Origin of the sequence: Alteromonas lipotrueae (assembly GCF_019249215.1) — a bacterium.
GTDB lineage: Bacteria > Pseudomonadota > Gammaproteobacteria > Enterobacterales > Alteromonadaceae > Alteromonas > Alteromonas lipotrueae.
The window spans coordinates 310165-324604 of the sequence record NZ_JAESDI010000002.1; the positions used below are offsets into that span (position 1 = coordinate 310165).

The 14440-nt window shown below is 45.8% G+C and carries 13 protein-coding genes; 9 read left to right on the plus strand and 4 right to left on the minus strand.

Annotated elements, in window-relative coordinates; genetic code table 11:
* Nucleotides 1–37: 37 nt before the first annotated feature.
* The 6 genes from lptM to JKP82_RS03110 are packed head-to-tail and all read left to right on the plus strand — an operon-like array spanning nt 38 to nt 4710.
* Nucleotides 38–220, plus strand: a complete 183-nt coding sequence (lptM, locus tag JKP82_RS03085; protein ID WP_309475311.1) for an LPS translocon maturation chaperone LptM — start codon at nt 38–40, stop codon at nt 218–220.
* A complete protein-coding gene (lysA, locus tag JKP82_RS03090; protein WP_159528002.1) occupies nt 220–1470 on the plus strand; it encodes a diaminopimelate decarboxylase in 1251 nt (416 codons plus the stop codon). Before lptM ends, lysA begins: the two co-directional genes overlap by 1 nt.
* A gap of 35 nt (nt 1471–1505) precedes the next feature.
* Nucleotides 1506–2336, plus strand: coding sequence for a diaminopimelate epimerase (gene dapF / locus JKP82_RS03095; protein ID WP_013785917.1), 831 nt, complete (start codon nt 1506–1508; stop codon nt 2334–2336).
* Entirely contained in the window at nt 2333–3028 is a 696-nt protein-coding gene (locus JKP82_RS03100) for a DUF484 family protein (RefSeq protein WP_159528001.1), read from the plus strand. Before dapF ends, JKP82_RS03100 begins: the two co-directional genes overlap by 4 nt.
* A 5-nt stretch (nt 3029–3033) precedes the next feature.
* Nucleotides 3034–3957: a tyrosine recombinase XerC gene (locus JKP82_RS03105; RefSeq protein ID WP_218395821.1), complete on the plus strand. Its 924-nt coding sequence runs from the start codon at nt 3034–3036 to the stop codon at nt 3955–3957.
* A 30-nt stretch (nt 3958–3987) separates the two neighbouring features.
* Nucleotides 3988–4710, plus strand: a complete 723-nt coding sequence (locus JKP82_RS03110; protein WP_218395823.1) for an HAD-IA family hydrolase — start codon at nt 3988–3990, stop codon at nt 4708–4710.
* Nucleotides 4711–4780: 70 nt separating this feature from the next.
* Here the strand turns inward: JKP82_RS03110 and cysE are convergent, their stop codons facing one another.
* Nucleotides 4781–5599 carry a serine O-acetyltransferase gene (cysE, locus tag JKP82_RS03115; protein ID WP_159527998.1) on the minus strand — a complete coding sequence of 273 codons (819 nt, stop codon included), beginning with the start codon at nt 5597–5599 and terminating at the stop codon, nt 4781–4783.
* A 337-nt stretch (nt 5600–5936) separates the two neighbouring features.
* Here cysE and uvrD point away from each other — a divergent pair, with 337 nt between their 5' ends.
* On the plus strand, nt 5937–8108 hold the full coding sequence (uvrD, locus tag JKP82_RS03120; RefSeq protein ID WP_159527997.1) for a DNA helicase II: 2172 nt from the start codon (nt 5937–5939) through the stop codon (nt 8106–8108).
* Between the two features lie 36 nt (nt 8109–8144).
* Nucleotides 8145–9401, plus strand: coding sequence for a GGDEF domain-containing response regulator (locus JKP82_RS03125; RefSeq protein WP_218395825.1), 1257 nt, complete (start codon nt 8145–8147; stop codon nt 9399–9401).
* On the opposite strand, the gene rarD is transcribed toward JKP82_RS03125, so the two are convergent.
* The 3 genes from rarD to JKP82_RS03140 form a co-directional block, all read right to left on the minus strand.
* Nucleotides 9389–10339: an EamA family transporter RarD gene (gene rarD, locus JKP82_RS03130; protein WP_159527995.1), complete on the minus strand. Its 951-nt coding sequence runs from the start codon at nt 10337–10339 to the stop codon at nt 9389–9391. The genes JKP82_RS03125 and rarD overlap by 13 nt on opposite strands.
* Before the next feature lie 211 nt (nt 10340–10550).
* Nucleotides 10551–11888: a magnesium transporter gene (locus tag JKP82_RS03135; RefSeq protein WP_159527994.1), complete on the minus strand. Its 1338-nt coding sequence runs from the start codon at nt 11886–11888 to the stop codon at nt 10551–10553.
* Nucleotides 11889–11918: 30 nt separating this feature from the next.
* Nucleotides 11919–12413, minus strand: coding sequence for a thioesterase family protein (locus tag JKP82_RS03140; protein ID WP_159527993.1), 495 nt, complete (start codon nt 12411–12413; stop codon nt 11919–11921).
* A 162-nt stretch (nt 12414–12575) separates the two neighbouring features.
* Between JKP82_RS03140 and recQ the strand changes: the two genes are divergently transcribed.
* On the plus strand, nt 12576–14414 hold the full coding sequence (gene recQ / locus JKP82_RS03145) for a DNA helicase RecQ (RefSeq protein ID WP_218395827.1): 1839 nt from the start codon (nt 12576–12578) through the stop codon (nt 14412–14414).
* The last annotated feature ends 26 nt before the right edge of the window (nt 14415–14440 follow it).

Below are 14440 nucleotides of genomic sequence, written 5' to 3' on the forward strand. Positions count from 1 at the left end.
GATAACGGCATTTATTGTCGTATTCGCGGGATTTTTCGTGCTTAAGAAGTGGGTTTTAATTACATTCGCAGCCATTCTACTCAGTGGTTGTGGCTATAAAGGGGCGCTGTATATTCCACAAGCGCCAGAGCAAACGACGCCTACTGAAAAGCCAAACGAAACAGCGTCTTCACCAAACACGCAAAGCCAACCCGCCTCCACACCAGGAGAATCTCACTAGTGGATTTTTTCGCTTATAAAAACGGCCAGCTTTTCGCTGAAGATGTTGCCGTTGCAGATATTGCTGCACAGTACCAAACCCCTGTATATGTGTATTCACGGGCAACTTTAGAGCGCCATTGGCATGCCTTTAATGATGCTATTGGTGAGCACCCTCACCTTATCTGTTATGCAGTAAAGGCCAATTCAAACTTAGGTGTACTAAGTACATTAGCCAAAATTGGCTCTGGTTTTGACATTGTTTCTGGTGGTGAACTAGCACGTGTTATTGAAGCCGGTGGCGATGCCAGTAAAGTGGTATTTTCGGGTGTAGGTAAAAAAGCAGACGAAATACGCTATGCGTTAGAACAAGGCATTATGTGCTTTAACGTAGAGTCTGAGCCTGAATTGCATCGTATTAACGCGGTAGCAGAATCGCTTGGCAAAAAGGCGCCAATTTCGCTTCGCATCAACCCAGATGTAGATGCCAAAACCCATCCGTACATTTCAACAGGATTAAAAGCAAACAAGTTTGGTATTGCCCGCGAACGCGCGCTGCAAACCTACGAACTTGCCGCATCACTTCCTCACTTGAATGTAGTAGGTATGGATTGCCACATCGGTTCACAATTAACTGAAATTGGCCCATTTGTTGATGCACTAGAGCGTTTATTGCTGCTTATCGATGAATTAGCCGAGCGCGGCATAACCATTGATCACTTAGATGTTGGTGGTGGTTTAGGCGTGACTTATAACGATGAAGAACCACCGCACCCGAAAGCTTACGCTGCGGCGATGGCGGAAAAAATGGTGGGTCGTGAGAACCTTAAGCTCATTTTAGAGCCTGGCCGCGCTATTGCCGCAAACGCGGGTATTTTAGTCACTGAGGTTGAGTTTATTAAAGAAGGTGAAGAGAAAAGCTTCGCTATTGTTGATGCAGCTATGAATGACCTGCTTCGACCTGCACTTTACTCTGCATGGCAAAATATCATCCCAGTAAAACAAGAAAGCACTGCCATAGCACGCAATTACGATGTGGTAGGCCCGGTATGTGAAACCGGTGACTTCATCGGTAAAGACCGAGAACTTGCTATCGAACCAACTGACCTACTAGCAGTACGAAGCGCCGGTGCGTATGGCTTTGCAATGGCATCAAACTACAATAGCCGCTGCCGTCCAGCAGAGATTATGGTAGATGGTGATGCAACGATTGTGGTACGTGAAAGAGAAATTCTAAAAGATCTCTGGAAAGGTGAGCACAAACTTACGTAAACTAGGGTTAAACTCATAATAAAGATGCGCGGTTAATGCAGGTTCAGTTTTCAAAAATGCACGGTCTGGGAAATGACTTCATGGTGATTGATAATGTCACCCAGAACGTCTTTTTTTCGAAGGACAAAATACAGCAGCTAGCAAATCGAAACTTCGGCATAGGTTTCGATCAATTGCTTATGGTTGAACCGCCTTACGATCCTGAACAAGATTTTCACTATCGCATTTTTAACGCTGATGGCTCTGAAGTAGAACAATGTGGTAACGGTGCTCGTTGCTTTGCACGTTTCGTAAAGCAAAAGGGCTTAATTAACCGCAATAAAATTGTGGTGAGTACCAAAGCCGGAAAAATGGTGTTGTACTTAGAGAAAGACGGCCAAGTTACCGTGAATATGGGCAAGCCCGAATTCGAGCCGGCTAAAATTCCACTGAAAGCGAACAAGCAAGAAAATACCTATATATTACGCGTAAACGATAAAACCCTGTTTTACGGTGCCGTATCTATGGGTAACCCGCATTGCGTAATGGAAGTGGAAGATGTAGATACCGCTCCCGTTAAAGAAATAGGCCCCCTCGTTGAACGCAACGAACGGTTTCCAGAGGGCGTGAATGTGGGCTTTATGCAAATTATTAATGAATCACACATTCGATTGCGCGTATTCGAACGTGGCTCGGGTGAAACCTTGGCATGTGGCAGTGGTGCATGCGCAGCAGTTGCAATCGGTCAGATTCAAGGTAAATTAAGCAAAGATGTTCGGGTAGATTTGCCCGGAGGCAGTTTACGGATCCGTTGGCCAGGCCCAGATAATGTATTGAAAATGACAGGGCCCGCCGACCATGTGTACGACGGACATATAAATTTATGAGTGAATTATCAGGACAAGCTAGCGCATCGTCGGTAGTAGAAGTGTTTTCTGGCGACAGCGATGTTTCCTCAGAACAGGTTCGCGCTTTTTTGTTAGAAAACCCTGATTTTTTTGCTCAACACCCCGAACTACTCGAAAAGCTCAAAATTCCTCATTCGCATAAAGGCAGCGTCTCGCTGGTTGAGATTCAAAGTGAGCAATTGCGCAAAAAAGTTCGCCAATTGAATTATAAACTTACGCAACTGGTGAGTATTGCCAAGCAAAACGAAAAAATTTACCGCGTGTACACCGACTTAAACGTGCAGTTGCTGCGTTGCGAAAGTGTGGCAGAAGTACAGTTCACCCTTGAAGATGTGTTGCAAGAACGTTTGCAGCTATCTTCTGCGGTGATAAAAAGCTTCAAAGGCCCTCACGCTATTCCTGAGTTACAACGCAGGCTATTTACCGAAAAACGCTTTAAAACGTCGAACTTCTTTTTCGGACGATTATCGCAGCACGAACGCCAGTTATTGTTCGGAGATAGCAGCGCAGAATCTGTTGCCCTAATGCTATTAGGCGACAACCAAGATATTGGTATTTTGGGTATTAGCAGCAGTGACGCAAGCCATTTTACCCCTGATATGGACACCTTGTTGCTACAACAGCTACAGCAAGTGCTTAATATTATTTTGCCTGAGATGATGGGGTACTAGTTTTCGTGACAACGGAAACCGTACTTAGCGAACCTTGCCACCTTTGGCTTGAAAAGTTTTTACTCCACCTACAAGTTGAACGCGGTTTATCGCCGCTTACCATCAGTAACTATCGCAGACAACTTACCAGCATTGCCATTACTTTAGGGCTTTACGAGTGGTCGGGTATGACACCCTCTGATGTGAAACGCGTAATGGCAGCAGCAAAAATGGACGGGCATAAACCCCGTAGCATAGCATTGCGGTTGTCAGCTCTTCGTACCTTTTGCCAATACCTTATTGATAACGAACAGCTTTTCAGCAACCCCGTGGAAGGTATTCAAGCCCCAAAACAAGGTAAGCCATTACCTAAACAGCTTAGCGTTGATGAAATGCAGCAGTTGTTGGCGAATGAACAAGCCGCCAGCGGCGATACCGATGAAGGCATTATTTGTCGCGACGTCGCCATGTTTGAATTGCTCTACGGCTGCGGACTTCGACTAAGTGAACTAACCGGCCTAAATTTAAGCGACTACCCAAAAGACGGCACCATTAAAGTGACCGGTAAGGGCAGTAAACAACGTATTTTGCCCCTTGGCCGACAAGCGCAAAAGGCGCTGAATGCTTGGCTTAACGTGCGCCCCGGATACGCTTCACCCTATGAACCCGCTATTTTTGTAAGCAAGCGCAAAACGCGCATTTCAAATCGCCAAGTCGCAAATCGGCTTAACCAAATGGCAGAATTACAAAGCCTTAATCAGAAAGTAAGCCCGCATAAACTGCGCCATTCTTTTGCTACGCACGTATTAGAGTCGAGCGGCGATTTACGTGCGGTGCAAGAATTATTAGGCCATGCCAATCTATCTACCACGCAAGTGTATACCCATTTAGATTTTCAGCATTTAGCCAAGGTTTATGATGCCGCGCACCCTAGAGCACACAAAAAATAATCCTCTTTTGAAAATAGGCCTTTAACTATTATGCAGTTCTTCAGAGCCATTAATTCCGTGAAGGCAATGACCTTCGATCTTGATGATACCTTATACAATAACGAACCTATTATTCGCCAAGCAGAAGCAGCATTGAATACGCATTTAAAGCAATATCACCCTAAAGCTGCTGCCTTGCCGTCCGCTCACTGGCAACAACTAAAGCGCGACGCAATTACAGCGAATCCTACCTATTCATCTGATATGGGAAAGCTTCGCTTAGCGGTGTTAAATGCAGCATTGATACATGATATTCCATCCCAAGATACCCACACGTTAGATGCCGCCGTGCAAGCCTGTTTCGACTGTTTTTACCGTGCGAGAAGCGAGTTTGATTTGACTGATGATGTGCATAAAACTTTATCGATTTTAAGTGAGAATATAACACTGGTAGGTATTACTAACGGCAATGTAAACGCTGACCAAATAGGTATTACGCCCTATTTCGATACCATTTTACATGCCAGCACTAGCCGACCTATGAAACCTTCACGGGCTATGTTTGATGAAGCAGCAAGCGTTATAGGAGAAGCGCCCAGACATATACTGCACGTGGGCGATAACATTATTAAAGATGTGTATGGGGCGATAAATGCGGGGTTTCAGTCTGCTTGGTTTGCATGCAACCGAGAAATGCATTTACCCCGTGAGAGAGCATCGGTACTCCCTCACGTGGCATTAGATTCGTTAGACGAGTTAGCTTACTTCTTATAAGTAAATCAGTAAGTAGCGCTTGCTCTTAAGGTACTGGCGCTTAAGGTACTTGCTCTTAAGGTATCACTACTTAAGGCTTTTGCGAATAAGGCTGATTGTCTTCTAACACGTTTTGGCGCATAGAATCGCAAGGACGCTGGCATACCGGGCGGCCCACCACTTTAGCCGGCACACCGACTACCGTAACGTGCGGCGGAACATTGTTTAACACAACACTACCCGCCCCCACTTTAGACCCTTCGCCAATTTCGATATTGCCAAGAATTTTAGCTCCCGCACCAACCAACACGCCTTGGCGAATTTTAGGGTGACGGTCACCCGACTCGTTACCGGTTCCGCCAAGCGTGACGCTTTGTAAAATAGAGACATTGTCTTCAATAACCGCTGTTTCACCTACGACAATACCGGTGGCGTGATCGAACATCACCCCTTTACCTATTTTCGCTGCAGGGTGAATATCTACGCCAAAGGTAGCCGAGTTTCGGCTTTGTAAGAACAAAGCAAGTTGATGTCTACCATGCAACCACAAGTAATGCGCCATACGGTGAACTTGTACTGCATGAAAGCCTTTGAAATGCAAAAGTGGCACTAAGAAGTCATCTACTGCGGCGTCTCGCGCACGAATTGCATTAATATCTGCCATAGCCGACTCACTAATCGACGGCTCTAACAAGTAGGCCTCATCGAACACTTCACGAATGGCAATAGCAGGCATCACTTCATCAGCCATTTTGCTTGATAGAATAAAACTTAACGACGACTCAAAATTATGATGAGCTGAAATACAGGCATGAACATAGCTAGCTAATAGCGGCTCACTTTTTGCCACAGTTTGCGCTTCTTTTTTTAACGATAACCAAAAGTCAGTCGATGGAGAGAGTGCGTGCATGAGGCAGTTCCTGTAAAAGTAAAGTTCAAACCCCGCTTAACTGCGGGTAAATGGCACAAAACGCTAAAGGCCTAGATTGCAATAGGCAACATAATGGCTCGAAGTGTACATGAGCCATCATAAAAACAACACCTACAGACTACGCTTCAAGCGTGAAAATTGTTCAACTTATCGATAACCCGCTCGTGAATACGGCCGGTATCACCTTAACAGGGCTAAATTCATCGTAAAAGTTACCCACTAGCCGCTCAGCTTCATCAAACAAGCCTGTATAAATTCACAGTCAGCTGGCATAATGTTGCAGCATTGAAACTAGACAAATTAGGTTGACCATATTATGGATGTATCCCGACTGCTTGACGAGCTTAACGACAAACAACGTGAAGCGGTAGCAGCCCCTCTTTCTAACGCCCTCATATTAGCTGGCGCGGGAAGTGGTAAAACACGGGTATTGGTACATCGTATAGCATGGCTGATGGAAGTGGAAAACATTGCCCCTTTTTCCATACTAGCCGTAACCTTTACTAACAAAGCCGCGAAAGAAATGCGTGGCCGAATAGAATCGTTAATGGGCCGCGGTCTGAATAATATGTGGATTGGTACTTTCCACGGATTAGCCCACAGGTTGCTTCGTGCCCACCATGCAGAAGCTAATTTGCCTGAAAATTTCCAAATTCTTGATTCAGACGACCAATACCGTTTGATCAAACGTATCTTAAAAGCCATGAATTTAGACGAAAAGCACTGGGTGCCCCGTCAAATTCAGTGGTATATCAACGGCAATAAAGACGAAGGCCTACGCCCTCAACATATTGAAACCCACAACGACCAAACCCAGCAAAAAATGCGTGAAATTTACGCCGCGTATCAAGACGCGTGCGACCGCTCAGGGCTTGTGGATTTTGCCGAGCTGTTATTACGTGCTCACGAACTTTGGGCTAAAAACCCAGAAGTACTCGCCAATTACCAACGACGCTTCCGCGCTGTCTTAGTTGACGAATTCCAAGATACCAACAACATCCAATACGCGTGGCTACGCATGCTGTGTAGCGGCAATCAAAACAATATTATGATTGTGGGCGATGACGACCAATCTATTTACGGCTGGCGTGGTGCGAACGTTGATAATATTCAGCATTTCTTAAAAGACTTCAATAACCCCACAACGATACGATTAGAACAAAACTACCGTTCTACGGGCACCATCTTGAAAGCCGCCAATACGGTTATTGATAACAACACAGGGCGGTTAGGTAAAGAGCTTTGGACAGATGGCAACGATGGCGAGCCCATTTCTGTTTATGCGGGGTTTAATGAGTTAGATGAAGCCCGCTTTATTGTGTCGAAAATTAAAGACTGGTTGAACCAAGGCAATGCGTTAAAAGACACCGCCATTTTATATCGCAATAACGCTCAGTCACGGGTATTAGAAGAAGCCTTACTTCACCAAGGGACACCGTACCGCATTTATGGTGGTCTTCGATTCTTCGAACGCCAAGAAATTAAAGATGCACTTGGCTACCTTCGCATGATGAATCATCCTCATGACGATGCCGCCTTTGAACGTGTGGTGAACACGCCAACTCGCGGTATGGGTGAGAAGACCCTCTCACAAGTACGAGAAGCTGCCAGAGCACATAACTGCTCAATGTGGCAGGCTAGCCAACTACTCATTAATGAAAATGCGCTAAAAGGCCGTGCTCTTAACGCCCTTCAAAGTTTTGTGCTGTTAGTTACCGAGCTTGAACAAGCTACCGTAGACGAGCCATTAGAAAAACACGCCGATGTGGCAATTAGGCAGTCAGGCTTGTACGCCATGTATCAGGCCGAACGTGGCGAGAAAGCCCAAGCGCGCCTAGAAAACTTAGAAGAATTAGTTACGGCTTGTAAGCAATTTACCGTACCCGACGAAGCAGAAGAAATGACGCCACTTTCTGCCTTTCTTGCTCATGCCTCGTTAGAAGCGGGCGAAACCCAGGCAGGTACAGACCAAGATGCCGTGCAGATGATGACAATTCACACCGCAAAGGGGCTCGAATTCCCTATGGTGTTTATGGCCGGTGTTGAAGAAGGCATGTTTCCAAGCCAGATGACCAATGATGAACCTGGCAGAATGGAAGAGGAACGTCGCCTGTGTTACGTGGGCATGACCCGCGCGATGGAGAAACTGTATATTACCTACGCGGAAAGCCGTCGTTTATATGGGCAAGACAAATATCACACGGCATCTCGCTTTATTCGTGAAATTCCTGCTGATTGTGTTGAAGAAGTAAGGCTCAAGTCTACGATTTCTCGACCGATACATAATCGATTCAGCCAAGCGACCTCACATGCCTCTTTTGAAGAAACTGGCTTTCAGTTGGGCCAAAAAGTGGCTCATCGCAAGTTCGGTGAAGGAATAGTATTAAACTACGAGGGCAGTGGTGAACACGCTAGGGTACAAGTTAATTTTGACGAATTTGGTACAAAATGGCTCGTTCTCGCCTATGCTAAATTGGAAAAAGCATAGTCATCTGGCAAGAAGCCTGAACCCAAGTAGAAAAATATGCCGCAAAATGTGCTGGTGATAGAAAACAGCGATACAAATTTAGACGTTGTATCAAAACTTGTCAGAAAAGCAGGGCTAACCCCTGTGGGTGCTCACTCATTAACGGAAGCGAGCGCACGTTTTGCGCTTATGATGCCAGAAAGTTTCTTGTGCGCCATTGTTGCTCATAACTTACCTGATGCGTCGAATGGCGAAGCCATCGACTTCGCCATTGACGCCTTCATTCCAACCATAGTCACGACCGATACGTTAGAAGCGAAAACCCGAGACAAGGTCTTAGAAAAAGACGTCGTTGATTACATTCCCAAAGAAAACGCGCAAAATTACGATTACTTAAGCCGTTTACTGTTTCGATTAGAGAAGAACAAATCTACAGGTGTTGTGGTAGTAAGTACTCACCGCTCATCTAGACGAAAAATGCTATCACTGCTTTATCGGCACAATTTTGTGGTTTACGACTGCCCTACTGCCAACGATGCCATGAGCATACTGGCTGAGCATGCGCATATCAGGTTGGTTATCACCGATAACGCGCTTCCCGATATGACAGGCACGCAATTTATTTCAGGCCTTCGAAAAGCATTTTCAAAAGAGCAGTTAGCCATTATAGGCCTAGCAAGCGACCAACGTCCGCTCATGTCTGCGCACTTCATAAAAAGCGGGGCGAACGATTTTTTGCATTTACCTTATTGTCATGAAGAGTTTTTATGCCGCGTAATGCAGAATATTGAATATATTGAAAGCGTAGAAGCCTTTCGACGCGCTGCCAATACCGACTATTTAACTGGGTTGCCTAACCGCCGCCATTTCTTTTATACCGTTACCGTGCAGTATAAAAAGCTACCTGAGCAGCATGCTTTAGCACTTATCGACCTTGATCATTTTAAGCGCATTAACGATACCTACGGGCATGATGCCGGCGACCTTGTGCTCAAAGCGGTAGCTAACCTGTTACAAGTTCATTTTAACGATACCTTGGTTGCACGTTTTGGTGGGGAAGAATTTTGCGTGTACTTGCCTAAAATTGACATTCATAACGCACAAGAGCGGTTGAATAGATTCAGAAACGCGTTAGAGAAAACCGCTGTTCAGTTAGGCGAAGAAAGCGTAAATGTAACCTGTAGCATTGGCCTTTGTAATACCCCTACGCAAAATATTGAAACCTTGCTAAGTAGTGCCGATAAGCTTTTGTACAAAGCAAAAAATGCAGGTCGTAATCAAGTTCATGTAACCGGAGAAACTCAAGAGGTTTGAGTTTCACTGGTTTCGTTAGTCGCCTTTAACGATGCCCTTAGGGCTTTTCGCTGCTTTTTGTAGGCGATAAGGGAATCGACACTAAATACTGCAAGTGCTAACCACACAAAACCAAAGGTGATTAGCCTAGCCTCATCTAACGGTTCATCGTACAAATGGACCGCCAACACGAACATGAGTGTTGGCCCTATGTATTGTAAAAAGCCTAACGTTGAATACATGATACGCCGTGCCGCTGCGGTAAAGCATAACAAGGGCGCGGTGGTCACAATACCGGCCGCTAAAATAAGCATGTTTAAGTTAGCATCGTTATTAAAAAGGTTGCTGTATTCCGATCCAAATAGCAGCCAATACCCTATTGCCAAAGGTGATAGCATTAAGGTTTCTATAAAAAGACCCGGTAAAGAATCTACGGCTACCTGCTTGCGTAAAATGCCATAAATACTAAAACTGCCCGCCAATATAAGTGCAATCCAAGGCACGTGACCGTAAGAGAAAATCAAAATAGCTACACCAACAATAGCGAGTACTACCGCCACTCGCTGAAACGTTCTTAGTCTTTCTCCTAGAAAAAGCCGCCCAAGAAACACATTAATGAGGGGATTGATGTAATAACCTAAGCTAGCATCAAGAATATGGTCGTTATTTACCGCCCAAATAAACAGTAGCCAGTTTGCCCCCAGCAAAATGCCGGCAATAAACAACACCTGCATCACCTTTTTATTTCGCAAAGCTGCGGCAACCTTGGGCCACTGCTTTAACCCAGCAATCAAGCCTACCAGCACCAACACCGACCAAATTACCCTGTGCATTAGAATTTCTGCCGCGGGCAATATAGTAAGCTGTTTAAAGTAGATTGGCGCTATGCCCCACATGGTGTAGGCCGCGATGGCACAAATTATTCCGACTTGGGCAGCACTGGCTTGCTGAGCACGCATAGTTTACTATCACTTTTTAAGGCTGAAAAAAGGCGCGTAGTGTTCATTACCTTGCTCTAGATAACAAGCCTATCACGCCCAGAATGGGCGTATTTTTCGATAAAGTTTGTCTAGGGCGTGTTGACCTGCAACCATTCGCCTTACCTAAACAGCACACATACTGCGGTCAAAATGCACAGAAAAGGTCAACAGGCCCTACCTATTTTTCCAGCTATAACAGAAATAGCGTGCCTAAACCTAAGAAGGCAACAAAGCCTACAATGTCAGTTACCGTGGTAAGAATAACCGAGCCAGATAGCGCTGGATCTATCTTTAGTCTGTCTAAGATAAAGGGCACGAACACACCAGCAAGAGCTGCTGCCACAATATTAAAAAGAATGGCAAGACAAATCACCATGCCAAGTAGCGCATCGGCAAACCAGAAATAGGCCACAATACCTATCACCAACGCCCATATCACGCCATTTAGCCCCCCGACTTTGAGCTCTTTCATCATAAGCGCACGTAAGTTGGCTGGGGTTACTTGCCCAAGCGCCAGCCCGCGCACAATAAGCGTTAAGGTTTGACTACCAGCAATCCCCCCCATACTGGCGACCACTGGCATCAATACCGCAAGGGCAACGACTTGCTGTAATGTAGCTTCAAACAACCCGATAAACCAGGACGCCAAAAACGCAGTAAGCAAGTTTATACCAAGCCATAATGCTCGGTTTCGCGCACTTTTTGCCACAGGGGAGAATAAATCTTCGTCTTCATCCATACCTGCCGAGGCCATCACTTGGCGCTCATAAAACTCATTCATCAGCTCACTGGCCGAGGCAATATCTAAACGACCAATGAGTTTGTTAGATTCATCCACCACAGGTAGCGATGATAGCCCCGAGCGCTGCACCTGCAATGACGCGGAGGTTGATTCATCGGTGCCCACCAACATAGTGACATTTTCTTCGGCCATGCTAATCAGTGAACTGTGTTCTTGCGCCGCAAAAAGACGATGAATTTTCACCAGTGCAGTGAATTGGCCAGAACGGTTCACCAAGTAAATACTATCGCAGTGCTGAGGAATATCTCGTCGCAAGAGGCGTAAGCCTTCTTTCACTTTTGCATTGGCGGGTAGTACTAGCAATTCATGACTAACCCAGTGACCCACTTGTTCGTCAGGGAATTGAGTCGCTTCGCGGAAATACTTACGCTCTTGGCTATCAAGTGCTTCGTACGCGACATCAACTAACCGTGTAGGTAATGAATCGAGAAGTTCAAGTAAGTCTTCTGCGTCAATATCGGCAAAAATAGAAGCCCACTCGTTATGTGGCGTGGCGTCGATGAGAATTTCACGAGGGTCGCTTCGCATTTCCACCAGCACGCTAAGCTTGCGGTCACGTGGAATGCCTTCCCAAACGACCAGACGTCGCTCTAGGGGTAACGATTCTAATAAGGAGGCAATGTAGACAGTATCCTGCCCACTTAATGCGGTAAGAATAGACGCTGGGTCATCACCCATACCATCTGTTACAAACTCTTCGATAAGATCGGGTAATGGCTCCGCCATTCGACACCTCCAAAATGCATTGTATACCGGCTACCCCAACATATAGGTACCCGTACCAAAGGCAATATGATCGCCTTTTTCGTTATGAAGTTCCATCCTACAAACCGCCAACTTAGCGCCGCCGCGAATAACGTTTGCCGTAGCAATAAACTGCTCTCCACGACCCGGTCGTAAATAGTCAACGCGCATATCTACGGTGCCCATTTTCGGTAGACGGGTTTGCAAGCTTGCTAAGTCAGCATCGTTAGTTCGTTTAATCGCTTCGATAATAGCGACCAAACCGCCTATGGTATCTAGCATAGTGGCTGTCACGCCGCCATGAAGAATTTTTTGCAGTGGATTTCCGGTTAAGGCTTCACGCCAAGAAACGTGAAGTTCTATGCAGTCACTTTCTAACCCTTCATTCGGGCGAACAAACTCTAGCCCCAATAGCTGGTTAAACGGCATAGTATCACGAAATAAGCTAATTACATGTGCAATCATATCCTTGCGGCTAGGCATATTTTTATTGTCTGAAGAGCGCATTTTGATCCCATTTTTATGAGTAACAGGCATTCGACGTTAGCTCACTTTTACTCACCGCACTGTTTTAATTTGTTATACCTTTTCATATGACTTCTGAATTTTAGTCCAGTTTTTGCGTTTGTTTCGTGAAGAACGTTTCAAAAACGCGTAAAATCCCCCGTCATGACTTCTGTAATTGCCGACACCACTATCACTTCTCCCGTTTCCGATGCGCTTACCCCCGAAAGCATCTTAAAAAATGTATTCGGGTATGATGATTTTCGCGAAGGGCAAGGAGATGTCATCCACCACGTATGCAAAGGTGGAGATGCACTTGTACTGCTACCTACTGGTGGCGGTAAGTCTATGTGTTACCAAATTCCGTCACTCATTCGCGCGGGTACCGGCATTGTTGTGTCGCCGCTTATCTCGCTAATGCAAGATCAAGTGGAACAGTTAAAAGCCTTAGGGGTAAAAGCCGCTTATCTAAATTCAACACTTAGTCATGAAGAGCAAGCCAGAATTTCAGAGCAACTGGTATCTAACCAGTTAGACTTATTGTATGTATCTCCTGAGCGCTTGCTTCAATTCGGCTTTCAGCAAACGCTTCGTACTACAGACGTAGCCTTGTTTGCTATCGATGAAGCCCACTGCGTATCGCATTGGGGGCACGACTTCAGGCACGACTACCGTGCGCTTGGCCAGATTAAAGCCCGCTTTCCTGATATTCCTGTTATTGGGTTAACGGCCACAGCAGACATCGCTACCCAGAGCGATATTCTCACCCAACTGCAACTTAATGACCCGCTAGTTTATAAAGGCAGTTTCGATAGACCGAATATTCGTTATCGGGTGATGTCGAAGTACAAAGCCTTCGAACAGGTTGTTACCTACGTTAAGCAACAAGAAGGCAGCGGGATTATTTACTGTAATAGCCGCGCCAAAGTAGACGACTTACATGCCAAGCTATTCAAGCAAGGTTTTCGCTGCGCGGCGTATCATGCGGGTATGGATGCCGATGAACGAGAATTAGTACAGCGCCAATTTTTGAACGACAAAATTGATATCGTGGTGGCCACTGTCGCCTTCGGTATGGGTATTAATAAATCGAACGTACGTTACGTGGTGCATCACGATGTACCTCGAAGTGTTGAAAGTTACTACCAAGAAACAGGGCGCGCAGGACGAGATGGCCTTGAATCAGAAGCTATGTTGTTATTTGATGAAAAGGATGCAGCTCGGGTACGCCAGTGGATTGAGCAAGGTGAGCAGGCCGATAGAAATGCTATTGAACTGCAAAAATTTGCGGCCATGGAGGCATTTTCTGAAGCGCAAACCTGCCGCCGACAAGTACTACTTAACTACTTCTCGCAATTTAGTGATAGCGCTTGTGGGAACTGTGATATTTGCCTAGATCCACCCACCATGATTGACGGCTTAGTCATTAGCCAAAAAGTGCTGTCTTGTATTCTTAGGCTTTCTCAGCAAGCCTCTACCCAATACCTTATTGATGTACTGCGCGGCAAACAACTAAAGCGCTTGCAAGAAGCGGGGCACCACCAGCTTTCAACCTATGGTATTGGCAAAGACAAATCTGATAGCTACTGGCACAATATGATTAACCAACTTATTCATAAGGGGTTAATTCGGGTTGATATTACCGCCAACGCCGCGCTTCGATTAACCGAAGCTGCCCGCCCCGTATTAAAAGGTGAAGTAGCCGTACAGCTAGCGGTACCTAGATTAGAATTCAAGCCAGATAAAAAAGAGAAACAAGCTCCGGCTAACTACGACCGTACGTTATTTATGCGCTTAAAGCACTTACGTAAAGTGCTGGCAGAGGAAAATGAAGTGCCGCCGTATGTGGTATTCAGTGATGCTACACTGGTAGACATGGCCGCTAAGCTACCGACCACCCGCGACACTATGTTAGATGTGAGCGGCGTAGGCCAAACCAAGCTATCGCGCTATGGCGACGCCTTTATGCAGCTGATAAACGATTACATTCATCGTGAGCAATAGCGGCAGTATTTAGTTAGCATATGGGT

Excerpts from the sequence above, each read along its gene's own strand:
- dapF (WP_013785917.1), top strand. The coding sequence starts at position 1,506 with ATGCAGGTTCAGTTTTCAAAAATGCACGGTCTGGGAAATGACTTCATG.
- JKP82_RS03100 (WP_159528001.1), top strand. The coding sequence starts at position 2,333 with ATGAGTGAATTATCAGGACAAGCTAGCGCATCGTCGGTAGTAGAAGTG.
- JKP82_RS03110 (WP_218395823.1), top strand. The coding sequence starts at position 3,988 with ATGCAGTTCTTCAGAGCCATTAATTCCGTGAAGGCAATGACCTTCGAT.
- cysE (WP_159527998.1), bottom strand. The coding sequence starts at position 5,599 with ATGCACGCACTCTCTCCATCGACTGACTTTTGGTTATCGTTAAAAAAA.
- uvrD (WP_159527997.1), top strand. The coding sequence starts at position 5,937 with ATGGATGTATCCCGACTGCTTGACGAGCTTAACGACAAACAACGTGAA.
- JKP82_RS03125 (WP_218395825.1), top strand. The coding sequence starts at position 8,145 with ATGCCGCAAAATGTGCTGGTGATAGAAAACAGCGATACAAATTTAGAC.
- rarD (WP_159527995.1), bottom strand. The coding sequence starts at position 10,339 with ATGCGTGCTCAGCAAGCCAGTGCTGCCCAAGTCGGAATAATTTGTGCC.
- JKP82_RS03135 (WP_159527994.1), bottom strand. The coding sequence starts at position 11,888 with ATGGCGGAGCCATTACCCGATCTTATCGAAGAGTTTGTAACAGATGGT.
- JKP82_RS03140 (WP_159527993.1), bottom strand. The coding sequence starts at position 12,413 with ATGCGCTCTTCAGACAATAAAAATATGCCTAGCCGCAAGGATATGATT.
- recQ (WP_218395827.1), top strand. The coding sequence starts at position 12,576 with ATGACTTCTGTAATTGCCGACACCACTATCACTTCTCCCGTTTCCGAT.